A 20,973-nucleotide genomic window follows, 5' to 3' on the forward strand; every position below is an offset into this window, starting at 1 on the left:
CTCACAAGTCGAGTGCGTCGAGCACGTAAGGCATGGACAGGAACTGCACGGCGGCGCCCTGGGCCGAGCCGTAGCGCACGGCGCCGGCGGCGCTTGAACCTTCTTCGATCGCCCCCAGCTTCATTTCGACGAGGGCGTCGATGCCGCCGTCGCCGTTGGGCGCCGCGTTGACGACCATGCCGCAAGGCTGCTCGGGGTCGCTGACGGCAAACAGTTCGCCACCGGCGGCGACGCTTGCGTCAGCGATGCTGACGAGGGTGGTGCGGCGCTTGAGCTTGCCCAGATACTGGCTGCGCGCGACGATTTCCTGGCCCGGGTAGCAGCCTTTCTTGAAATTGACGCCGCCCAACAGCTCGAAATTGACCATTTGCGGCACGAATTGCTCTTGCGTGGCGGCCGTGATCTGCGGGATGCCCGCGTGGATGTCCGACAATTGCCAGGCGTCATTGCCGCCCTTGGCCAGCTGCGTCGTCAATGGCGTCCACGCGTCGCGCGCCGTGGCGGCCGACGTCAGCCATTCATAGCGGGGGCTGCCGAAAGCGTCGGCCACGCGCAGCAGGGTGCCGGACGCGTGTTCGACCTTGCTGAACGGCGTGGCGGGCAGGATGGGGAACCAGGCGGACAGGGCCGCGTTGGCGTGCTTGCCGCCCAGGCCCAGCACGACCTGGTTCGCTTCGTCGCCGGAGGCATCGTGCAGCTTGGCCTTGGCGCGCAGCACGAACATCTGCAGCCGCTTCTGGATGGCTGGCTGTATGGCGCGCGGCAATTGCAGATAAATGGTGGTGGCGTTGCGCCACATCAGGAAACTGGCCAGCAGCCGGCCTTTCGGCGTGCAGTAGCCGGCCAGGCGCACTTGCTCCGGGCTCAGGTGTTCCACGTCGTTGGTCAGCTGGCCGTGCAGGAAACTGGCTGCCTCGTCGCCGTTCAAGCCGATCAAGCCCTGGTCCGTGATGGCCGCGACAAAACCTTCTTGCAGTTGGGGCACTGTCAGGGACTGGCCGAAGTCGGCGATAGGGGTGGCGGCGATGGGGGCGGTGCTGTCAGGCGCGCCATCGGTGGCAACGGGGCGGGCGCCTTGTGCGGTTAAAAATTGATTCCAGTTATTCATAATTTCCATTAGATCAGCGATTAAGCATTATCATTACGGGTTCATTATAGTGATGTCGGGCAGATTGCGTCGGCAGCGGCAAGATTGCCAGTGTTGGCGCCGCTTTGCGCGCACTTGCTTCACAAATGAACGATCATAACAAGCGGACGTTGGCCATCAGCGCCCGCATCACAAGAATCGGAACAATGGCTTTCTTTAAAAAACTTGTAGTCAGCTCGGTCATCGCCGCCATCGGCGTCGGTGGTACTTTTGTGTACTGGGCGCAGCAGCCCATCACCACGGACGGCGAAGCGATTCCGTTTACGATCAGCCCGGGCAGCGGCGCGCATGCGGCCGGCCAGCAGATCGCGGACGCGGGCGTGCCCATCGTGCCCATCCTGTTCAACATGCTGGCGCGCATCGAAGGCAAGACGTCGAAGATCAAGGCCGGTTCCTACGAATTGAAACCGGGCACCACGCCGCAGCGTTTGATCACGCAACTGGCGCGCGGCGAGTTCGCGCAAGAGTCGCTGACCATCATCGAAGGCTGGACTTTCAAGCAGATGCGTATGGCCATGGCCAACCATGCCGGTCTCAAGCACGATACCGTGGGCCTGTCCGACAAGGAACTGATGGCGAAGATCAGCCCGGAATATGTGTTGCCGGAAGGCTTGTTCTTCCCGGACACATATCTGTTCGCCAAGGGCGCCAGCGAAATGCAGATTTTCAGGCAGGCGCACGCGGCCATGATCGGCCGCCTGTCCGAAGCGTGGGACAAGCGCGATCCGGCCTTGCCGTATAAAAACCCGTACGAGGCGCTGATCATGGCCTCCATCGTGGAAAAGGAAACGGGACAAAAGTCCGAGCGCGCCATGATCGCCGGCGTGTTCGTCAATCGCCTGAAGACAGGCATGCTGCTGCAGACCGACCCGACCGTGATCTATGGCATGGGCGACAACTACCAGGGCAAGATCCGCAAACGCGACCTGGAAGCGGACACCCCGTACAATACCTACACGCGCGGCGGCTTGCCGCCCACGCCGATCGCCCTGGCTGGCGCGCAATCGCTGACGGCGGCGCTGGCGCCGGCCCGCACGCAAGCGCTGTATTTCGTCGCGCGCGGCGACGGCACCAGCCAGTTCTCGGCCAACTTGCCCGACCATAACCGCGCCGTGAATCAATACCAGCGTTAATTATTTCAAACTAGAAGCTTCATGACACCACACTATCAACCCCGTTTCATCACCTTCGAAGGCATCGATGGCGCGGGCAAGTCGACGCATATCGGCTTTGTCACCGACTACCTGCAGCAGCGGGGCGTGACCCTCGTCTCGTCGCGCGAACCGGGCGGTACCAGCCTGGGCGAAAAGCTGCGCGAATTGCTGCTGCATGAAAAGATGCACCTGGAAACGGAAGCCTTGCTGATGTTCGCCAGCCGCCGCGAACACATCGCGCAAGTCATCGCCCCCGCGCTGGAGCGCGGCGAATGGGTCATTTCCGACCGCTTCAGCGATGCCAGCTTTGCCTACCAGGGCGGCGGGCGTGGCATGGATTTACGCAAGATGGAGCAACTGGAAGCGTGGGTGCACCCGCACCTGCAGCCGGACCTGACGTTCCTGTTCGACGTTCCGCTGGCCGTCGCCCGTGCCCGCCTGGACGCCACGCGTGCGCTCGACAAGTTCGAGCAGGAGCAGGCCGACTTCTTCGCCGCCACGCGCAACGAGTACCTGCGCCGCGCGGCCCAGTTCCCGCAGCGTTTCCGCATCATCGATTCCACGCAAAGCATTGCCGATATTCAAGTACAACTGGCGCAACTGCTTGACGTGTTACTTGAGAAAAGCATCGCAACGTATTGATTTGCAAAGAATAAAATGACGACTTCTCTCTATCCGTGGCAACAGGACGCCTGGCAGCAATTGCAAGCCTTGCGCCCACGCATGCCGCACGCCATCCTGTTCCATGGCGCGCAGGGCATCGGCAAGGCCGACTTCATCGAGCATTTCGCGCAGGCATTGCTGTGCGAAGACGTGCGCGCCGACGGCCATGCCTGCGGCGCATGCGCCTCGTGCGGCTGGTTTAGCCAGGGCAACCATCCCGATTACCGCCGGGTCCGTCCGGAAGCGCTGGAAGACGACGTGGCCGACGACGGCGAAGAGGGCGAAGGCGCGAAGAAAAGCGCCAAGACCAAGACGCCGTCGAAAGACATCAAGATCGAGCAGATCCGCAACCTGGCCGACTTCATGAACATTTCCACGCACCGCCAAGGCTTGCGCGTGGTGGTGCTGTACCCGGCCGAGGCGCTGAACACGCCTGCCTCGAATGCCTTGCTGAAGACGCTGGAAGAGCCGCCGCCGGGCACCTTGTTCTTGCTGGCATCGAACAGCCTGGACCGCCTGCTGCCGACGATATTGTCGCGCTGCAGGAAATTTGCCTTGCCGATGCCCAGCCATGAGCAAGCCTTGACGTGGCTCAAGCAACAAGGCTTGAACGATGCGGACAGCTGGCTGCGCGAGCAGGGCGGCGCGCCGCTGGCCGCACTGGCCCAGTCCGAATCGGGTGGCCGCGAAGAGACGGAACAATTGTTGCAAGTCTTGGCTAACCCTGGCGTGGAAGCGGCCCTGAAAGCGGCCGATAAATTGCAGAAGTCTCCGCTGGCGCCGCTCGTGGCATCGCTCCAGCGCTGGCTGTACGACGTGTTTTCAGTCAAGCTGTCCGGCACCATCCGCTACTACCCGCGCCACCGGCGCGAGCTGGAAGCGTTGGCGGGACGCATCAACGTGAGCCGTTTGATGGCCGCCATCAAGGCTGCCAACGAACGCCGGGCGATTGCCGAGCATCCCCTGTCGCCCAAGCTGTTCCTGGAAGACATGCTGCTCGACTACGCATCCAGTTGCCAATAAAATCAAACACTTGCGCTGCCAAGTTAATCCGGATTGTGCGATTTTTTGCCCGTTTGGAATGACTTAGCCGCAGGTGCGCGTGCAACTGCGGTATTGCACTTCGCACGCTTGCTGGCGCTCGGCGCGTCGGGCGCGGAAGGCTTCGGCCTCCGTCGGGCGCAACTGCTGCGACTGGGTGCCGGCTTCTTTGCCAGCGGCAACGTAGGGATTGCTGCTCGGCTTCATCAATAGCATGGGGCTGGTATCGTTTTCCGTGGCGCCTTGCGCTTGTGCGCGGCAATCCTGGCGCGCCGAGGCGCAGACGGGCTGGCACAGTCCGGCATCGGGGATGGCATTCGGCGCATCGCGCTTGTCTTGCGCATGCGCTGTCAGGGCCAGGCTGGCCAACAGTATCAAAGGGCCGGCAACTTTCAGCATGAACACTCTCCACGGTTCCGCGTGCAACCCCATGGTTGCGCATCGGCAAGCTACTATACATCTTGATAATATTTTTGCCTAGCCATGCCAGTCAAGGCCGGCCACTTCACCGGCCAGGTCCGTTTGCCATGCCGGGAACGCGGTGTTACAGTCAGTCACTCTTGCAAACCACGCGGCAGCGCCGCACCGGAGGCGTCAAATGAAGCGAGTCACTGGCATCGGCGGCATCTTTTTCCACGCGCAAGACCCGGCCGCGCTGCGCGCCTGGTACCAGCGCCACCTGGGCCTGGACGTGCAGCCGTGGGGCGGCGCCGCCTTCACCTGGACGGACGCCGATGGCAAGCCCACTGGCGGCACCACCATCTGGTCCGTCGCGGACAAGGACAGCGAGCAATTCGCGCCCGGCAAGGCCTCCTTCATGATCAACTACCGCGTCGACGACCTCGACGCGCTGCTGCAAGCCCTGCGCGACGAGGGCTGCAACGTGCTGGAAAAGGCGCCCGATTCCGAATATGGCCAGTTCGGCTGGGTCATCGATCCCGAAGGCAACAAGGTGGAGCTGTGGCAGCCGCCGCAGGGGCAGTAGGCGAACCACGCGGGAGCAGTCGGCGGCAGCACGGATTTGCGTCTCCCCCTGCCAGTTTCCCCGTGCTCCGGTACAATCCCGCCTTATGTATATCGATTCCCATTGCCATATCAATTTCCCCGAGCTGGCTGCTCGCATGCCCGAGATCCTGGCCAAGATGGCCGAGAACAAGGTGACCCATGCCTTGTGCGTGTCCGTCGACTTGCCGGACTTTCCACAGGTGCTGGCCCTGGCCGAGCAGTATCCGCATATCTTTGCTTCCGTCGGCGTGCATCCCGATTACGAGGACACGCCTGAACCGTCCGTGGAAGACCTGGTCCGCCTGGCCGACCATCCGAAGATCATCGCCATCGGCGAGACGGGTCTCGACTATTTCCGTTTGACGGGCGACCTGGAGTGGCAGCGCGAGCGTTTCCGCACTCACATCAAAGCTTCAAGAATCACGCGCAAGCCCTTGATTATTCACACAAGGGCGGCTAGCGAAGACACCATACGCATCATGCGTGAAGAGGGTGCCGGCGTGTCCGACGGCGGCGTGGCCGGCGTCATGCATTGCTTTACGGAATCCCTGGAAGTGGCGCGCGCCGCCATTGACATGGGCTTCTATATTTCCTTTTCCGGCATCGTCACGTTCAAGAGCGCGAAAGACTTGCAGGCCGTGGCCCTGGAAGTGCCGCTCGAGCGCATCCTCATCGAGACGGATTCGCCGTATCTGGCGCCCGTGCCGTTCCGCGGCCGCATGAACGAACCCGGCTATGTGGCCCACGTGGCGGAATACCTGTCGACCTTGAAAGGCATCCCCCTGGACCAGGTGGCGCGCCAGACGACGGATAATTTCTTCAAGTTATTCAATCAGTTGCCATAACTTCTTAAGGTCAGACATGATGAAAAAACTCGCGCTGGCGATGCTGCTGTGCTGCGCGGCGGCCAGCCACGCGGCGCCGGAACCGGATGCTTTCTTCCGCGCCGTCTCCGTCAACAATGTCAGCGGCGTGCGCAGCATGCTGCTTGACGGCATGAATCCGAACCAGCCTGACGCGCAGCGGGGCGACATTCCCCTCGTGCTGGCCCTGCGCGACGATGCGGACCGGGTGTTCCAGGTACTGCTCGACGCGCCCGGCATCGACATCGAAGCCCGTTCGGCCAACGGCAACACGGCGCTGATGATGGCAGCCTACAAGCACAAGCTGGAAGCCGTGAACGCCTTGCTGGCCAAGGGCGCGAAGGTCAACCAGAGCGGCTGGACGGCGCTGCACTATGCGGCCTCGGCTGGCGACTTGCCCATCATGAAGATATTGCTCGACCGTGACGCCATGGTCGATGCGCGCGCCCCCGCGAATATCACGCCGCTGATGTTTGCCGCCCGCGAAGGCCAGGAGGGCGCCGTCAAGCTGCTGCTGTCCTGGGGCGCGGACGCCAGCCTGAAAAGCGACCATGGCTGGACGGCCGTGCAGTTCGCCCAGGCGGGCGACAAGCCCGGCGTGGTCGCCATCATCGAAGCGGCACAGAAGGCGCGCGCAGCCCGCAAGTAATGTTTTAATTTCAATACTTTCCATGCCAGCGCTGAAACTGGCATGGAATTGCCTCTTACCTCAGCCCTTTGTTCTCCCTGCCGATTAACGATAATGATCGTGTCGCATTAATCAGGAGATACCTCGCATGGGTCATCACATCACCGTCAGGCGCCGGCTGTATTGTCGCCGCCCCTCGCGCAGCCCGTGCGATATCACTGCTTTCTGGAATGACAAAACCGATCGGCCATCGGAGCCAGACTCCAAGAGGACAGACATGCTGAATGAACGAGAAATCGAGAGTTGTTACCTGGGGCAATTTATCCCCGTCCATTACCACCACAATATGTTGATGGACCAGAACCGCATGCACGGGTTCAAGTCGGCGATCGATTACGCGGTAAAACCCGGCATGAAGGTGCTGGAACTGGGCGGCGGCACGGGCGTGCTGTCGTGGTTTGCGGCCGCGCGCGCCGACAAGGTGTGGTGCGTGGAATTCAATCCGGACATGGTCAAGGAAGCGCGCAAGATGCTGGCGCTCAACCCCAACGGTGAAAAAGTCGAAGTCGTCCACGCGGACGCCTTCGAATACCTGCCGCCGGAACCCGTCGATGTGGTCATCTGCGAAATGATCCATGTCGGCATGCTGCGCGAAAAACAGGTGGAAGTGATCGAATCGTTCAAGCGCCGCTACCTGGCCCGTTTCGGCGGCCCGCTGCCCATCTTCCTGCCCGAAGCCGTCATCATGGCCGTGCAGCCGATGCAGCAGGAATACGACTTCGAGGGTTTTTATGCGCCCATCGTGCAATTCCAGGAAACCACGGCCATCCATCCTGGCGTACAGGAACTGGCGCCGCCGTCCGTGTACAGCATCATCGACTTCAGCCAGCCGACGGACAGCGTGTTCGGCTTCGACGGCAAGTTTGTCGTCGAGCGCAGCGGCACCCTGAACGCCTTGCGTTTCGTCACCAAGAACATCCTGGCCGTCGTGCCCGAGCGTTCGACCACCATCGACTGGCTGAACCACTACATGTGCTTGCCGCTGGCCACGCCGGTCGCCGTGAAGGCGGGCGACGTGCTGCAGGTGACTTTCCAGTACCGCGCGGGCGGCTCGATTCCCTCGCTGGAAGCGTCGATCCGCGCGCAGGTCATCTATGACGTCAACTTGCAGCCGGTGACACAGAGCGCCGTCTACGCCTGACCAGCCGACCAAACCTGCTGCGCGTCGCGATTTGCGGCCTGCGATGCTCACCGTACTGGAGTACGGTTGCGCTTCTTAGCCACAACTCACTGCCGCTCGCTACGGTTTTGTCAGCCGTTCGAAACCGAATCAAGGCAACGCCGCAGCGATTTCATCCTGCGGCGTTTGTCCATTCAGGGTATATTTCGTCTTTTACCCACTGGACAGCTTTACTATCATGGAACAGATCGATCAGCGTTACCTCGTGCAACAGAACAAAATCAGCGATGGCGAGACCAGGCCGCCCGTGTTTGCCAAGGTAATGCGCAGCAAGGAAGGCGTGTTTGAAGGCGTGTCCTTCATCAAGTCGAAGGACAAGGCCACCGTCATGACCATCGAAGATGCCAACCAGGCCATCAAATGGGCCACCAGCAAGAAGCCGAATGCGCATGAATACGTCACGAAAGTGATTTGCGTCGGTCAATAAGCCCCGTTCATTCCCGTTTTCGTACCGTTCATCCCCGCAGCACGCAGTTCATCGCATGGCCGTTGCCGCCGTCGCGGCGCTTTACTATAGTGCTGTCACGGTAGCGGGGCAAGCACGGCTTGCTCCGCACATTTCATTCTAGGGGGAACGCAATGCTGGGATTCGTGCTGTGGCTGCTGCTCTTGCTGGTGTGCTGGCCCCTGGCCTTGCTGGCCCTCGTGCTGTATCCGCTGGCCTGGCTGCTGTTGCTGCCATTCCGCTTGATCGGCATCGGCGTGGAAGGCGTGTTCGAATTGCTGCGCGCCATCGTCATGCTGCCGGCCCGCGTGCTGGGCGGCGGGCGGCGCTAAACTGGTTTTCCCCATAAAAAATGGCGCCCTCGGCGCCATTTGTCGTTTATGTGCCGCTTACAGGTCAACCATGAAGCCGGCGCCGATCGATTTCTGCGAATAGTTGTAGTCGATCAAGCTCTGGCCATAGCCGGAGAACAGCTGCAGATAGCCTTTCAGGTTGGCCTTCAAAGGGAAAGCCCAGCTTGCCTGCATGGAGCCATGCTTCTTGCTGAAATTGCGGCGCGCCGTCACGGCGTACTCGTGCCCCTTGTTGCGGTAGCTCACGCGCAAGTCGCCATGTCCCAGGTAATCGGTGATGTCGATATTGTCATTGTCGACCGCGCTATTGTCGAGGCGGTGCCAGACGCGCGCCGCGACGGCCAGGTTATCCTTCTCCATGCCCAGCTCGGCATACACGCGGTTCCAGCTGCGCGACAGGGTCGACGTCTGGCCGTTGGACTGGTGCACGAGGCCGAAGTTCAGGTAATTGAATTCGATGCCCGCGAAATTCTTGTTGATCGGCATGACCAGCATCAGTTCCGGCTGGTAATTGGTCTCGCGGAAGGGGCTCGACGCCTTGCGGTTATATGCCTGCCAGAAACTTTGCTGCGTGTAGCCGAACCACATGTCGATGGGCGTGCCGGCGATGTCTTCCAGCAGCTTCATCTTGAAGCTCAGCTGGAACGTCAATTCCACGTGCTGGCTCTTGATGCCGGCCGGCGTGAAATCCTGGAACGGTTCGTCATTGGACGCGTCGCTGTAATTGGCCAGCAACAGATAGGTGTCGCGGTGCGGACGGAAGTTGAACAGTCCCCGCTTCGAGGCGTCGTTCAGCTCCCAGGACTGTTGCGTGCGCGAAATTGGTGCCTCCGGCGGCGCCGCGCCTGCCTGCGCGATGGCCGGAATGGCGGCGTTGACGGCGTCCGGCGTGGCCACGCCAGGCGGGCTGACAAACGTGAGGGGGGCGACTTCGGCGGCTGCCGCCAGGGTGACCGCCGCCGTGGCGGGATCGCCGCCGGCGGCGATGGTGGCCTTTTCCGCCGCCTTGGCCAGGGTGTCGAAGCAACCGAGGCGGGCGCTGGCGTCACCGAGCACGGCGCAACGCTGCATTTGCTGTTCCAGTTCGCCGGCCATGGCCAGCGCCGGCGACGCCAGCAGGGAAGAGAGAATTATTTTTCTTAGTCGGATAGTCATAGGCTGAGTGGGGCATGTCGTTCGGTGCGCACCTGGGCTGCATGCCGGCGGCGTCGCCTTACACGATAAATTACCGTGCGTCTTGATCCTGATTAATCTTTATTAGATTAATACTTATGAAAGTATAGCGGATTACCTTGTTTACCCCGTGCGGCTACCGTGCGCGCGGCCGACAGTGTTGTGCGCTTGGTAAACGGTTTGCCGCCGTGCCGCCCAAATCGATGTCTGCTACACTGGAAAACCGGTGCTGACACTGGCGCGCCGGGCTAGCCATGGAGATTGTGATGACCCGCAAAACACCTATCGAGCGCTACCGCAACATCGGCATCAGCGCCCATATCGACGCCGGCAAGACCACCACCACCGAGCGCATCCTGTTTTATACGGGGGTGAATCACAAGATCGGCGAAGTGCACAACGGCGCCGCCACCATGGACTGGATGGAGCAGGAGCAGGAACGGGGCATCACCATCACCTCGGCCGCCACCACGGCCTTCTGGAAAGGCATGGCCGGCAACTTCCCCGAACACCGGATCAACATCATCGATACGCCGGGCCACGTGGATTTCACGATCGAGGTCGAACGCTCGATGCGCGTGCTCGACGGCGCCGTGATGGTCTACGACGCCGTCGGCGGCGTGCAGCCGCAATCGGAAACCGTCTGGCGGCAAGCCAACAAATACCATGTGCCGCGCATCGCCTTCATCAACAAGATGGACCGGGTGGGGGCGGATTTCTTGCGCGTGCGCAAGCAGATCGCCGAGCGCCTGAAGGGCGTGGCCGTGCCCATCCAGCTACCCATCGGCGCGGAAGAGCATTTTACGGGCGTGATCGACCTCTTGAAAATGCGCGCCATCACCTGGGACGACGCCAGCCAGGGCGTGCAGTTCAGCTATGGCGAGATTCCCGCCGAGCTGCTGGCGCAGGCGCAGGAGTGGCACGAGCACCTGGTCGAGCAGGCGGCCGAAGCCACGCTGGAGATGACGGAACGCTACCTGAATGGCGATACGTTCACGGAAGCGGAGCTGAAGCAGGCCTTGCGCACGCGCACCATCCGCAATGAAATCGTGCCCATGCTGTGCGGCAGCGCCTTCAAGAACAAGGGCGTGCAGGCGATGCTGGACGCCGTCATCGAATATCTGCCCTCGCCGATGGAAGTGCCGCCCATCATGGGCCACGACGAGCACGACAACGAGGTGGAGCGCCACCCGGCCGACGACGAGCATTTCTCGGCCCTGGCCTTCAAGATCATGACGGACCCGTTCGTGGGGCAGCTGACCTTCTTCCGCGTGTATTCGGGCGTGGTGAACTCGGGCGACATGGTCTACAACCCCACCAAGAGCGCGCGCGAGCGGCTGGGGCGCATCCTGCAGATGCATGCGAACGAGCGCAAGGAAATCAAGGAAGTGTATGCGGGCGACATCGCCGCCGCCGTGGGCCTGAAAGCCGTCACCACGGGCGACACCCTGTGCGCCATCGACCACATCATCGTGCTGGAAAAGATGATTTTCCCGGAACCCGTGATTTCCCAGGCGGTCGAACCCAAGACCAAGCCTGACCAGGAAAAGATGGGCATCGCCCTGAACCGCCTGGCGCAGGAAGACCCGTCGTTCCGGGTGCATACGGACGAGGAATCGGGCCAGACCATCATGTCGGGCATGGGGGAATTACACCTGGAAATTCTGGTCGACCGCATGCGGCGCGAATTCGGCGTGGAAGCCAATGTCGGCAAGCCGCAGGTGGCGTACCGGGAAACCATCACGCGCGCGGTGGACGATATCGAAGGCAAGTTCGTCAAGCAATCGGGCGGACGGGGCCAGTACGGCCACGTGGTACTCAAGCTGGAACCCTTGCCGCCAGGCACCGGTTATCAATTCGTCGACGCCATCAAGGGCGGCGTGGTGCCGCGCGAATTCATCCCGGCCGTCGACAAGGGCATCGTCGAAACCTTGAAGTCGGGCGTGCTGGCCGGCTATCCGGTCGTCGACGTCAAGGCGACGCTGACCTTCGGTTCCTACCACGACGTCGATTCGAACGAAAACGCGTTCCGCATGGCCGGCTCCATCGCCTTCAAGGATGGCATGCGCAAGGCCCATCCTGTGCTGCTGGAACCGATGATGCAGGTGGAGGCGGAAACACCGGAAGAGTTCATGGGCAACGTGATGGGCGACCTGACGGCCCGGCGCGGCATGGTGCAGGGCGTCGACGACATTCCCGGCGGCGCGGGCCGCATCGTCAAGGCCCTGGTGCCGCTGGCCGAAATGTTCGGTTACTCGACAACCTTGCGTTCGCTGACCCAGGGCCGCGCCACCTACACGATGGAATTCAAGCACTATGCGGCCGTGCCCAAGCATATACTGGACCAGGTGGCGGCGGCGGGGAAGGCGAAGTAACGTCAAGCAAACCCAAAGGCCAAATGCTGGGGTCGTACCCTGCAGGGTACGACCCCGGATGTTGCTTGGGGTTAGGGTTTGTCTTAACGTAGCAAATTCTGCGCAATGATCGCATCGGCCATCTTCTCCGCCTCATCCACTGGCTGGCTCAGCGCGTGGGTCGTGTAGACCGTGCTGGCCACCATCGGCTGGTCCAGGGTCGCTCCTTCGCCATGGCTGGTATCGACCGTCACCGTGGTCGACAGGCCGATGCGCAGCGGGTGGGCGGCCAATTCCTTCGGGTCGAGCGTGATGCGCACGGGCACGCGCTGCACCACCTTGATCCAGTTGCCCGTGGCGTTTTGCGCTGGCAGCAGGGAAAACGCGCTGCCCGTGCCGGCCGACATGCCCAGCACCTTGCCGTGGTAGACCACCTTGCTGCCATACAAGTCCGTTTCGATGGTGGCCGCCTGACCCACGCGGATATTGCGCAATTCGGACTCCTTGAAGTTCGCATCGACCCATAATTGATCCAGCGGCACGATGGACATCAAGGGCGTGCCCGGCGTCACGTGCGTGCCCAGCTGCACGCTGCGCTTGGCGACATAGCCCGAAACGGGCGCGACGACGGCATTGCGGCGCACGGCCAGCCACGCCTGCAGCACGTCGCCCCTGGCCGACAAGACGGCCGGATGGCTGGCCAGGCTGACGCCGGCAACGCCCGATTTGGCCGACTCGGCCTGGCGCTGCGCCACCGTCAAGGCCGCTTTCGCATCGTCGACGGCCTGTTTCGCATGGGCCAGGTCTTCGCCGGAGATCGTCTGGTCCGCCGCCAGCGGCGCGCGGCGGGCCAGGTTGCCCTGCGCCGTGGCCAGGGCCAGGCGGCGCTGCTCGATGACGGCATCGTACTGCGCCACGTTCGCATAGCGTTCGCGCTCCTGGCGCACGACGTTGCCCAATCGTGCCTCGGCCTGGCTCAGGGCCAGCTCCGCATCGATGGCATTGAGGGTGATCAGCGGGGCGCCCGCTTTCACCATCTGCGTCTCGTCGGCGCGGATGGCGTCCACATTGCCCGTTACTTGCGCGGACAGGGTGACCAGGTTGCCGCCCACGTAGGCATTGTCCGTGACTTCTTCCCTGGACAGTACCAGTTGATAGTAGGCGGCCCAGGCTGCGCCAGCCACGAGGAAGGCGGCCGTGATGGCGATGAGGACGGTCTTGCGCTTGCCCGGGTTGTCGGTGGGCGCGGAAGTGGAGGTGGTATCGCTGCTCATGATGTGTTCCGTAATCGTTGGTTATTGTTTGGTGGTGACGGTGTCGGCGCTGGCGGCGAAATCGCTGCTGCCACGGTAGCCGCCGCCCAGGGCCACGGTCAGGTTGATTTCCGCGTCCTGGCGCTGGTTTTGCAGCTGCATGCCCAGGTCCACCTGGCCGCGCACGGTCATTTCCGCATTCAGTTGCGTGGCGCGGTCGGCCAGACCTTGCTTGAGGCGCGCATTCGCATTGCGCAACTGCGCTTCGCTGGCGCGCAGGTTTTCCTGCTGCAGGCGCAGCTGGTTTTCCACGCCCTGCACCCTGGCGCCCGCCTGCGCCACGTCGCGCACGACATTGAAGACGTTCTGGTTGTAGTCGGCGATCAATTCATTGCGTTCGCTGCGCGCGCCAGCCAACTGCGCCTGCAGGCGGCCGCTGTCGAACAGGGGCAGCGACAGGGCCGGGCCGATGAACAGGGTGCGGCTGCCCGACTGCAGCAGCTTGCCCAGCTTGATCGCGTCGAGGCCGAACGAGGCACCCAGGTCGATATCGGGGTAGAACGATGCCTGCGCCGCCTCGATCGTGCTCATGGCTGCCTGGACTCGCCAGCGGGCCGCCTGCAAGTCGGGCCGGCGCGCCAGCAATTCCATGCCCAGCTTGCCGGGTAGGGCGTGCGGCAGCGCCTGTGCCTCTTTCGGCTGCAGACTGGCCAGGGCCGAGGCATCCGCACCCAATGATGTTCCCAACAGGGCGCGCAAGGCTTCCCGCTCCGTGACGACTTGCGTTTCCAGCAAGGCGATCTGCTGTTGCAGCAAGCTCAAACGCGTTTGCGCGGACAAATGGTCGTCGCTGACGCCCAGGCCGTTGGCGATGCGCTTTTCCTTGTCCACCACCAGTTGCTGTTGCAGCTTGACGAGCGCATGCAGGTTGTCCATGCGTGCCCAGCCATTTTGCATGCTGAAGTAGTGGCGGGCAATCTCGGCGGCCAGCATCTGCTCCGCCATCGCATATTCGGCGCGGCGCGCGTTGACTTCGCCCAGGCTGGCCGCGATCTGCGCCTTGTGCTTGCCCCACCAGTCGAGGTCGTAATGGGCTTGCACGCCCACGGTGGTTTCATTGTAGTAATTGCCGCCGATGGGGGCGGGCATCAAGCCATTGCCCGAATAGCGCTGGCGGCTGGCATTCGCGCCCAGGTCGATCCTGGGACCGCGCTGCGCATGCTGTGCGTCAAACGCGGACAGGGCCGAGCCGATGCGGGCATTCGCCACGTCCAGGTTCGGGCTGCTGGACAGGGCGTGTTCAATCAGCTGGTCCAGCTGGGTGTCCTGGAACTGGCGCCACCACAGCGCGGCGGGCCAGCCTTCGCTGGCCAGGTGGATGTCGGCCGCCAGCTGTATCGTGGCCAGGTCTTGCTGCGGCAACTGTTGCGTGTCGGGCGGGATGCTGGCGCAGCCGGCCAGGGCCAAACTTAGCGCCAGGACGCTCAGGGAGAGTTTCATAGGTGTATGCATGAGGGTTATTCCATGGCCGCGTGGTCGACCACGACGGGCGCATTCTTCTTCGGTGGTTTGATCAGGAGCAAGAGCGGCAGCACGAGGATGGTCAGCCACATCATCAGCCAGAAGTCGTCGAGGTAGGCGATCATCGATGCCTGCCGCGTGATTTCGCCATTCAGGGCCGCCATGCCGGAAGCCGTCCCCAAGTTGTAGACGCTGGCAATGGCGGGGTCATGCAGGGCCGGGTTGGCGATAGTGATGTGTTCCGTCAGGGATGCATGGGCGATCTGCGTATTGCGCACCAACAAGGTCTGCACTAGGGCGATGCCGATGCTGCTGCCGATATTGCGCACCAGGCTGTAGATGGCCGTGCCTTCCGCCCGCATCTGCGGCGACAGGGTGGCAAACGTGGCCGCGCTCAGGGGCACGAAGACGAGGCCCAGGCCGATGCCCTGGATGATGCCGTTCCACACGACCGTCTTCGGCACCAGGTCCAGGGTGAAATTGGCCATCTGCCACAGCGAGAACGCGGTAATCGAAAAGCCCACGCCCAGCAGGATGCGCGTATCGATCTTGCCCGTCAGCCTGCCGACGATCAGCATGGCCAGCATCGTGCCCAGGCCGCTGGGCGCCGTCACGAGGCCGGCGATGGCCGCCGGATAGTTCATCAAGCCTTGCAGCATCGACGGCGTCAGCGCGCGGGTGGCGAACAGCACCATGCCGACGATGAAGATGAACAGCAAGCCGCTCACATAGTTCGAGTTTTTCAGCAATCGATAGTCGAGGAAGGACTTGCCGGCCGGGCGCAAGGCCGTGTGGGCGATGAAGTAGCACAAGCTCATGGCCAGCACGATGGCTTCGATCCACGTTTCGGTGGAAGAAAACCAATCGTTCTGCTCGCCCCGGTCCAGCAGCATCTGCAGCGCGCCAATGGACAGGCTCAGGGTGGCAAAGCCGAACATGTCAAAGTTCATGCGGCGGTTCGGCGGGTCCTTGCGGATGTAACGCCAGATGCCATAGAAAGCCATGGCGCCGATGGGGATGTTGATGAAGAAGACCCAGCGCCAGCTGTAGCTGTCCGTCAGCCAGCCGCCCAGGGTCGGTCCCAGGATGGGGCCGATCATCACGCCCATGCCCCAGATGGCCATGGCCGAGCCGTGCTTTTCGCGCGGATTGATGTCGAGCAAGACCGCCTGCGACAGGGGCACGAGGGCCGCGCCGAACACGCCCTGCAGCAGACGGGCGGCGACGATCTCGGAAAGGGTGCCGGACAGGCCGCACAGCACGGAAGCGAGCGTAAAACCGGCCACGGAAACGAGAAAGGTGTTTTTCTGGCCGAAGCGGTCGCACAGCCAGCCCGTCAGGGGCGTGGCGATGGCGGCGGCGACGATGAAGGAGGTGAGTACCCAGGTGATCTGGTCTTGCGAGGCGGACAGGCTGCCTTGCATGTGGGGCAGGGCGACGTTGGCGATGGTGCCGTCGAGCGCCTGGATGATGGTGGCGAGCATGATCGAAATCGTGATCATGCGCCGGTTCAGGGTGGGGTCCTGTGAAGCGGGCAGCGCCGGTGCGGCGCCGGCTGTGGCCGAACTCATGCGGATTTCTCCGTGGCCGCCTGCAATGCTTCCAGCAGTTCGGTGGCGGCCTGCAATTGATCGGGATCAATGCCCTGCAGCAGTTCCTTGCGGAAACCGTCCGCTTCCTTGCGCACGGTGTCATATACCTGCATGCCCGCCTCGGTCAGCACGACGAGTTTCACGCGGCGGTCCGTTTCCGATGGCTGGCGCTGCACGAAGCCCGATTTCACGAGCCGGTCCAGCATCGACACCATGGTGGGATTTTCCACGCCCAATTGATGGGCCAGTTCGCTTTGCGAAGGCGGCTGGGGCGACTTGGCGATCATGGCGATGCACATCCAGCTTGCTTGCCCCAGGTCCAGGTCTTTCAGGCGCCGGTCGATGGCATGGCGCCAGCCGCGCGCCGTCTTGTGGAGGGCGGCGGAAAAGCGCTCTTCGATAGAAGTCATAAGGTGAGTCGTCTAATGGTTAGGTATCTAGCTAATATTTTAGCATGCTGGTTTGACAGGCGTACAGGCCTTCCCGTTTATCTGCGCCGCTGGTACATTAGTGCCAGACCATTACCCTGAGGAGAGCGCCATGACCACCGCAGAACAGAAGCAGGAAGGACAGCACCGCGACAGCAGCGACTTTGTCATCACGCAAACTTTCGACGCGCCGCGCGAACTGGTGTTCCAGTCGTGGGTGGAGCCGGAACGCCTGGCCCAATGGTGGGGCCCCGTCGGCTTCGAATTGAGCGTGCTGGCGCTGGACTTGCAGCCGGGCGGCATTTTCCATTACGGCATGCGCGCCGACAATGGCTATGAGATGTGGGGCAAGTTCACCTACCAGGCGATCGAAGCGCCGGAAAAGATCGTGTCGATTTTGTCATTCGCCGACAAGCAGGGCAATGCGGTGCAGCATCCGGTCAGCGCCACCTGGCCTTTGGAATCGTTCAATGTCATGACCCTCACGGAGGAAAACGGCAAGACGACGATGACCTTGCGGTCGACGCCGCATAAGGCCACGGATGAGCAGCATGAGACTTTCAAGCAGGGGTTTGAGTCGATGAAGGAGGGATTCAAGGCGACGTTCGGCCAGCTGGCACAGTACCTGGCGCGTGTTCAGTAGGTTTTTATTGCTTATTGAAGAGCGGGCCAGAGTCGCGGGCCTGAGAAAATGTCCATGGCTGCGTTGCTTGGGCTCGCCGTACATGCGTACTGTCTTCGCCCGCGCGCCTTGCCCTGGTCATTTTTCAGGCCCGCTGGGCCCGGGGGAGCCTTTGATTGAGGCGCGGGCGGGTTCTTGCTGTCGTTGGCAGTTTGCGGTGACAGAGCATGTGACCTGCTATCGAGGCCAGTTTATGTGCGATACAACTACTTTTTCAGGGCGCCCGCTTCGTTTGGACTGACCTTGGGTGCTGAAGGCGTAGAATTCCCGGTGGCATCCCTTGTGGTCTCACTTGCCATTTTGCGGACCTGCGGTGCTGAGAGCGCTGTGTTCGTATTAGCATTTCTCTCGTTGTGCTTGACTGTGGTTTGCGACACCGCAGTTGAGTTTGAAGTTATGCTTCCTGCCCGACCAGCCGGATCGACTTGCTGAATGGTTTGTCCTGTCTTTGTCTCTGATGTTGCAGGGGCAAAAAATGCAACCGTCGCAAGCGCAAGCATTAATACGCCAGCTACAAGTAACACCAAATCCACTTTTTTTACAGCATTGCGATATTCAGGTTCACCGCGCCTGACCGTTTCCCACTCTTGCGCCACAACGACCATACCTAGTTCATTGGCGCACTCTACTGCGTCAAAGACCGGCTTAATATCAGCATTGTTTTCTCCCATTAGATACGCTTGCTGGGTTTCCATCATCACTTCAAGCAACCGCTGAAGCTCGACATGGCTATCTTGCTTGCGGTCTAGCAGAAGTCCAACGCGGTATTTCAACTCAGCCGACGAATGACGCACCTCAACGATTTTCTGTTGGCCGAAGTGAAATTTTGGATGAGTGCCGTTGCCGTTTTGCCTATCTCGTTCTTCCTGTACTGCACGTGCGAGCGAGCGTACGGCCGAGAACAGCGACGATAGATTTTCGCGGAGTTCTCCAACCCATATTTGCCTAAACTCGGAAATCTTCGATTCCTTGGAAGCAATCAGATTAGAACGAGCGATGCCGCCTGCAACGAATGCAGCTGCTAGGGTGGCGAGTGCCGGGACTACGGATGTGGCTGTTATTTCCATGAGTTTTTCACAAGTCGACGACATGTTAATATACAACCAATTGTCACCTTGTATTGTGGAATTATCAAGGTCGGCACGGCATCCACACTCTGCTTAAGTGTATGGTGACGCCAGTCTGCCACCATTTGAGTAAGCAGAATTAATGCTGAGCTTGAATTGTTAATGGGCATCATCATTTGGAAACAAGCAACAGGTGGGCCTTGCCTGTGTAGGACGGAGATGAACGGATGAAAAAGAACGTGCTGAAATGACTACGTTGTAAGTCTGACTGGGTCCTTTTTTGCGTCATGAGAGAAAACGTTTCCCTAACCTGTTAAATACCATGATCGGCTGCTTGTGTCCGACTGCCATCATTGGTAGCTTGTGCCAAAAATCGTGTCATTACCTAAAGCACTTGGCGGCCTCGCGGAGTAGTCTCTGATCATCAATACCTATTCCTCGTCTCGGGTTAACTCCCCACTGATGGACGAAGATATATTTACCCACATCTTTAGAAACAGCTATTAACGATAGCCTAAGCAAGGTTCCGATGATTCGTGAATCTTGGTCTGCATATTCTTGTTCCCAAACATGCCCGTTATCCAGGATGTATTGATCAATGATCGCCTGACTCCTTGGACCAATTTCTGCCTCGGTTGGCGATTCAAAAACGTATCGCGGTGGTGGCATAGTTGTTAATTTGGAAATATCTAGGGCGACCAGGCCTCGTTGGTTAATTTGGGGATGTTTATCTATCGTACGCTTCAGTTGCCTACAAGCTTTGTTCACATTTGACTTGAGCTGAGCATGCGAAGTAAGCCTCTTACATTCAACCCAGATTGAACTCTTGTGCAGCGTGAAGCCTGTGTCCGTAGGTGCATTCAAAATTGTGAGTGAACCGTTATCTGGGCGATGAACGCGCGCTGCGGTGACGGCTTCAAATAAAAAATTCCTCGGACCATTGGACTTCTCCGTTTCGTTTTGCAGGTGCACAGGGCCTTCAATTGCTTTCTTTAACTTTGCACCTAAGCCTCCCAGATGGGCTATTCGTTCGCCGCGAAATGCTGCATGTATTTCCAAGAACTGCGGAACTTCATAAACAGCTGATGTGATCGCTGGCAGGTGTTCAAGACCCCCCTGGCGATCTCGGTCTTCGTCCAGCAGCGACACCCATTGTTGAGCGGCTGTCCGATAATTTGTAAGCCTTCCTTGATCTACGTTCACACCTAACGAACGCATCCAGTCAATTGACTCACCGAACTTTCTAAGGAATTCCTGGCTTGTCTGTTTGGGGATTGCTGATTCGGTCACATTCAGTCCTTTACTTAAATCTCATTACTTCTCATGTCACAGCGAATGTCTGTTGCTGGCCTCATGCTGCCCATCCCCAGCATCCCCCGCACCACCGGCAAAATCATCCCCCAGGCATTCGACGTCGCCGCGATCTCGTCATAGTGGCTGGCACCGGGCAAAATCAGCACTTCCGCATGGTCGCCGGCCAGCTTGGCCTTGGCCGCGTAGTCGTGCGCGACTCTGGGCGGGGAGATGGTGTCGAGCTCGCCTGTGATCAGGACGGTGCGGCTGCCGTTGGGCATCAGGTCGGCTGCGTTGGTGTCGCTGTAGATGTCGGGGCGCTCGGTGCTGGCGCTGCCTGCCAACTGGGCAATGTCGCGCTCGCAGCTGGTCTTGATCAAGTCCTTTTCATGGCGCAGGTCGGCCAGGCCGCCCAGGCTGACGATGTTTTTGACAGGCAGGAACTGGTCGCGATACAGGGGGCTGGTCTTGGGCAGCTTTTCCCTGCCTGCGATCCACTGCACCAGCTGGCCGCCGGCCGAGTGGCCCATGGCGAGGATGCGGCTCGTGTCGATCTGGTACTGGGGCGCGTGCTGTTGCAGGCTGTCGAGCGCTGCGTGCATGTCTTCATAGGTGCCCGGATAGCCGCCGCCCGGCTCGTCCACGCGCCGGTACTCGACATTCCACACGGCGATGCCTTGCGCGACGAGGGCGCCGGCCACGTTGCGCATCTGCTGGATGCCGCCGAAGGCCACCGTCCAGCAGCCGCCATGCACGAGCACGACGACGGGGAACGGTCCGTTGCCGTCGGGCCGGAACAGCTGCGCGTATTGCGACGGCGCGGGGCCATACGCGATCTGCGCCGTGGGCGGGGGGCCGTTCAGGGCCAGGTAGTCGTCCAGGCTCATGGGGGCGGCGACGGCGCCGTGGGCGGAGGCGAGCAGGGCGGTGGCGATCAGGGAGGATGGCAAGGAGGTAGGCATGCTGGAATTCGCTTGAGAAGAGAGCAACACTTTAGCATAGGCCCGCGTGGGCGCAGAGATCAAGCGCTGAGCTGTTTTCCTCCTGCAAGAGGGGTGCCCCATGGTATAT

The 20,973-nt window shown here is 60.9% G+C and carries 21 protein-coding genes; 11 read left to right on the plus strand and 10 right to left on the minus strand.

The features are described from left to right. Position 1 precedes the first annotated feature (1 nt). Positions 2–1,117 (minus strand): CAF17-like 4Fe-4S cluster assembly/insertion protein YgfZ, encoded by a 1,116-nt coding sequence (ygfZ, locus tag CLU94_RS26715; protein ID WP_099667900.1) that lies wholly within the window; start codon positions 1,115–1,117, stop codon positions 2–4. A 176-nt stretch (positions 1,118–1,293) separates the two neighbouring features. Between ygfZ and mltG the strand changes: the two genes are divergently transcribed. The 3 genes from mltG to CLU94_RS26730 are packed head-to-tail and all read left to right on the plus strand — an operon-like array spanning position 1,294 to position 3,987. Beyond that, positions 1,294–2,280, plus strand: coding sequence for an endolytic transglycosylase MltG (mltG, locus tag CLU94_RS26720; RefSeq protein ID WP_099667901.1), 987 nt, complete (start codon positions 1,294–1,296; stop codon positions 2,278–2,280). Positions 2,281–2,301: 21 nt separating this feature from the next. Further along, positions 2,302–2,943: a dTMP kinase gene (tmk, locus tag CLU94_RS26725; protein ID WP_099667902.1), complete on the plus strand. Its 642-nt coding sequence runs from the start codon at positions 2,302–2,304 to the stop codon at positions 2,941–2,943. Between the two features lie 15 nt (positions 2,944–2,958). Next, a complete protein-coding gene (locus tag CLU94_RS26730; protein ID WP_099667903.1) occupies positions 2,959–3,987 on the plus strand; it encodes a DNA polymerase III subunit delta' in 1,029 nt (342 codons plus the stop codon). A gap of 63 nt (positions 3,988–4,050) precedes the next feature. On the opposite strand, the gene CLU94_RS26735 is transcribed toward CLU94_RS26730, so the two are convergent. Then, positions 4,051–4,404 (minus strand): hypothetical protein, encoded by a 354-nt coding sequence (locus tag CLU94_RS26735; protein WP_099667904.1) that lies wholly within the window; start codon positions 4,402–4,404, stop codon positions 4,051–4,053. Positions 4,405–4,603: 199 nt separating this feature from the next. On the opposite strand from CLU94_RS26735, the gene CLU94_RS26740 reads away from it, so the two are divergent. The 6 genes from CLU94_RS26740 (at position 4,604) to CLU94_RS26765 (ending at position 8,518) form a co-directional block, all read left to right on the plus strand. Continuing rightward, positions 4,604–4,990 (plus strand): VOC family protein, encoded by a 387-nt coding sequence (locus CLU94_RS26740; protein WP_099667905.1) that lies wholly within the window; start codon positions 4,604–4,606, stop codon positions 4,988–4,990. Positions 4,991–5,075: 85 nt separating this feature from the next. After that, positions 5,076–5,855 (plus strand): TatD family hydrolase, encoded by a 780-nt coding sequence (locus CLU94_RS26745; protein WP_077404693.1) that lies wholly within the window; start codon positions 5,076–5,078, stop codon positions 5,853–5,855. A 16-nt stretch (positions 5,856–5,871) separates the two neighbouring features. After that, entirely contained in the window at positions 5,872–6,522 is a 651-nt protein-coding gene (locus tag CLU94_RS26750) for an ankyrin repeat domain-containing protein (protein ID WP_099667906.1), read from the plus strand. A gap of 256 nt (positions 6,523–6,778) precedes the next feature. Continuing rightward, positions 6,779–7,702 (plus strand): methyltransferase domain-containing protein, encoded by a 924-nt coding sequence (locus CLU94_RS26755; RefSeq protein ID WP_099667907.1) that lies wholly within the window; start codon positions 6,779–6,781, stop codon positions 7,700–7,702. Between the two features lie 217 nt (positions 7,703–7,919). Continuing rightward, on the plus strand, positions 7,920–8,168 hold the full coding sequence (locus CLU94_RS26760) for a hypothetical protein (protein ID WP_092708370.1): 249 nt from the start codon (positions 7,920–7,922) through the stop codon (positions 8,166–8,168). Between the two features lie 152 nt (positions 8,169–8,320). Next, on the plus strand, positions 8,321–8,518 hold the full coding sequence (locus CLU94_RS26765; protein WP_034784591.1) for a hypothetical protein: 198 nt from the start codon (positions 8,321–8,323) through the stop codon (positions 8,516–8,518). Positions 8,519–8,575: 57 nt separating this feature from the next. Here the strand turns inward: CLU94_RS26765 and CLU94_RS26770 are convergent, their stop codons facing one another. After that, a complete protein-coding gene (locus CLU94_RS26770) occupies positions 8,576–9,694 on the minus strand; it encodes a phospholipase A (RefSeq protein WP_251348638.1) in 1,119 nt (372 codons plus the stop codon). Positions 9,695–9,978: 284 nt separating this feature from the next. Between CLU94_RS26770 and fusA the strand changes: the two genes are divergently transcribed. Continuing rightward, complete coding sequence (gene fusA, locus CLU94_RS26775; protein ID WP_099668518.1) at positions 9,979–12,087, plus strand: elongation factor G; 2,109 nt, start codon at positions 9,979–9,981, stop codon at positions 12,085–12,087. 83 nt (positions 12,088–12,170) lie between these two features. On the opposite strand, the gene CLU94_RS26780 is transcribed toward fusA, so the two are convergent. The 4 genes from CLU94_RS26780 to CLU94_RS26795 are packed head-to-tail and all read right to left on the minus strand — an operon-like array spanning position 12,171 to position 16,842. Then, the gene (locus CLU94_RS26780; RefSeq protein ID WP_099667909.1) at positions 12,171–13,340 is read right to left on the minus strand and encodes an HlyD family secretion protein; all 1,170 of its coding nucleotides are present in this window, start codon (positions 13,338–13,340) and stop codon (positions 12,171–12,173) included. A gap of 21 nt (positions 13,341–13,361) precedes the next feature. Further along, positions 13,362–14,819: an efflux transporter outer membrane subunit gene (locus CLU94_RS26785; protein ID WP_099667910.1), complete on the minus strand. Its 1,458-nt coding sequence runs from the start codon at positions 14,817–14,819 to the stop codon at positions 13,362–13,364. 17 nt (positions 14,820–14,836) lie between these two features. Continuing rightward, the gene (locus CLU94_RS26790) at positions 14,837–16,411 is read right to left on the minus strand and encodes a DHA2 family efflux MFS transporter permease subunit (RefSeq protein WP_099667911.1); all 1,575 of its coding nucleotides are present in this window, start codon (positions 16,409–16,411) and stop codon (positions 14,837–14,839) included. Then, positions 16,408–16,842 (minus strand): MarR family winged helix-turn-helix transcriptional regulator, encoded by a 435-nt coding sequence (locus CLU94_RS26795; protein ID WP_099667912.1) that lies wholly within the window; start codon positions 16,840–16,842, stop codon positions 16,408–16,410. The genes CLU94_RS26790 and CLU94_RS26795 overlap by 4 nt, the downstream gene beginning before the upstream one ends. Positions 16,843–16,972: 130 nt before the next feature. Between CLU94_RS26795 and CLU94_RS26800 the strand changes: the two genes are divergently transcribed. Continuing rightward, positions 16,973–17,503: an SRPBCC family protein gene (locus CLU94_RS26800; RefSeq protein ID WP_099667913.1), complete on the plus strand. Its 531-nt coding sequence runs from the start codon at positions 16,973–16,975 to the stop codon at positions 17,501–17,503. A 245-nt stretch (positions 17,504–17,748) separates the two neighbouring features. Here CLU94_RS26800 and CLU94_RS28240 read toward each other — a convergent pair whose 3' ends face one another. The 3 genes from CLU94_RS28240 to CLU94_RS26805 form a co-directional block, all read right to left on the minus strand. Beyond that, on the minus strand, positions 17,749–18,609 hold the full coding sequence (locus tag CLU94_RS28240) for a hypothetical protein (protein WP_143451565.1): 861 nt from the start codon (positions 18,607–18,609) through the stop codon (positions 17,749–17,751). Between the two features lie 381 nt (positions 18,610–18,990). Then, entirely contained in the window at positions 18,991–19,899 is a 909-nt protein-coding gene (locus CLU94_RS28245; protein ID WP_143451566.1) for a hypothetical protein, read from the minus strand. A 14-nt stretch (positions 19,900–19,913) separates the two neighbouring features. Beyond that, complete coding sequence (locus tag CLU94_RS26805; RefSeq protein ID WP_099667914.1) at positions 19,914–20,864, minus strand: alpha/beta hydrolase; 951 nt, start codon at positions 20,862–20,864, stop codon at positions 19,914–19,916. Between the last annotated feature and the right edge of the window lie 109 nt (positions 20,865–20,973).

It is taken from the genome of Janthinobacterium sp. 13, assembly GCF_002749695.1.
GTDB classification, from domain to species: domain Bacteria; phylum Pseudomonadota; class Gammaproteobacteria; order Burkholderiales; family Burkholderiaceae_D; genus Janthinobacterium; species Janthinobacterium kumbetense.

Bases quoted from the DNA above. Each gene is read 5' to 3' on its own strand.
- CLU94_RS26790 (WP_099667911.1), bottom strand. From the start codon at position 16,411: ATGAGTTCGGCCACAGCCGGCGCCGCACCGGCGCTGCCCGCTTCACAG.
- mltG (WP_099667901.1), top strand. From the start codon at position 1,294: ATGGCTTTCTTTAAAAAACTTGTAGTCAGCTCGGTCATCGCCGCCATC.
- CLU94_RS26805 (WP_099667914.1), bottom strand. From the start codon at position 20,864: ATGCCTACCTCCTTGCCATCCTCCCTGATCGCCACCGCCCTGCTCGCC.
- CLU94_RS26780 (WP_099667909.1), bottom strand. From the start codon at position 13,340: ATGAGCAGCGATACCACCTCCACTTCCGCGCCCACCGACAACCCGGGC.
- CLU94_RS26740 (WP_099667905.1), top strand. From the start codon at position 4,604: ATGAAGCGAGTCACTGGCATCGGCGGCATCTTTTTCCACGCGCAAGAC.
- CLU94_RS26785 (WP_099667910.1), bottom strand. From the start codon at position 14,819: ATGAAACTCTCCCTGAGCGTCCTGGCGCTAAGTTTGGCCCTGGCCGGC.
- CLU94_RS26750 (WP_099667906.1), top strand. From the start codon at position 5,872: ATGATGAAAAAACTCGCGCTGGCGATGCTGCTGTGCTGCGCGGCGGCC.
- CLU94_RS26755 (WP_099667907.1), top strand. From the start codon at position 6,779: ATGCTGAATGAACGAGAAATCGAGAGTTGTTACCTGGGGCAATTTATC.
- CLU94_RS26735 (WP_099667904.1), bottom strand. From the start codon at position 4,404: ATGCTGAAAGTTGCCGGCCCTTTGATACTGTTGGCCAGCCTGGCCCTG.
- CLU94_RS26770 (WP_251348638.1), bottom strand. From the start codon at position 9,694: ATGACTATCCGACTAAGAAAAATAATTCTCTCTTCCCTGCTGGCGTCG.
- CLU94_RS26760 (WP_092708370.1), top strand. From the start codon at position 7,920: ATGGAACAGATCGATCAGCGTTACCTCGTGCAACAGAACAAAATCAGC.
- ygfZ (WP_099667900.1), bottom strand. From the start codon at position 1,117: ATGGAAATTATGAATAACTGGAATCAATTTTTAACCGCACAAGGCGCC.
- fusA (WP_099668518.1), top strand. From the start codon at position 9,979: ATGACCCGCAAAACACCTATCGAGCGCTACCGCAACATCGGCATCAGC.
- CLU94_RS26730 (WP_099667903.1), top strand. From the start codon at position 2,959: ATGACGACTTCTCTCTATCCGTGGCAACAGGACGCCTGGCAGCAATTG.
- CLU94_RS26795 (WP_099667912.1), bottom strand. From the start codon at position 16,842: ATGACTTCTATCGAAGAGCGCTTTTCCGCCGCCCTCCACAAGACGGCG.
- CLU94_RS26745 (WP_077404693.1), top strand. From the start codon at position 5,076: ATGTATATCGATTCCCATTGCCATATCAATTTCCCCGAGCTGGCTGCT.
- CLU94_RS28240 (WP_143451565.1), bottom strand. From the start codon at position 18,609: ATGGAAATAACAGCCACATCCGTAGTCCCGGCACTCGCCACCCTAGCA.
- CLU94_RS26800 (WP_099667913.1), top strand. From the start codon at position 16,973: ATGACCACCGCAGAACAGAAGCAGGAAGGACAGCACCGCGACAGCAGC.
- CLU94_RS26765 (WP_034784591.1), top strand. From the start codon at position 8,321: ATGCTGGGATTCGTGCTGTGGCTGCTGCTCTTGCTGGTGTGCTGGCCC.
- tmk (WP_099667902.1), top strand. From the start codon at position 2,302: ATGACACCACACTATCAACCCCGTTTCATCACCTTCGAAGGCATCGAT.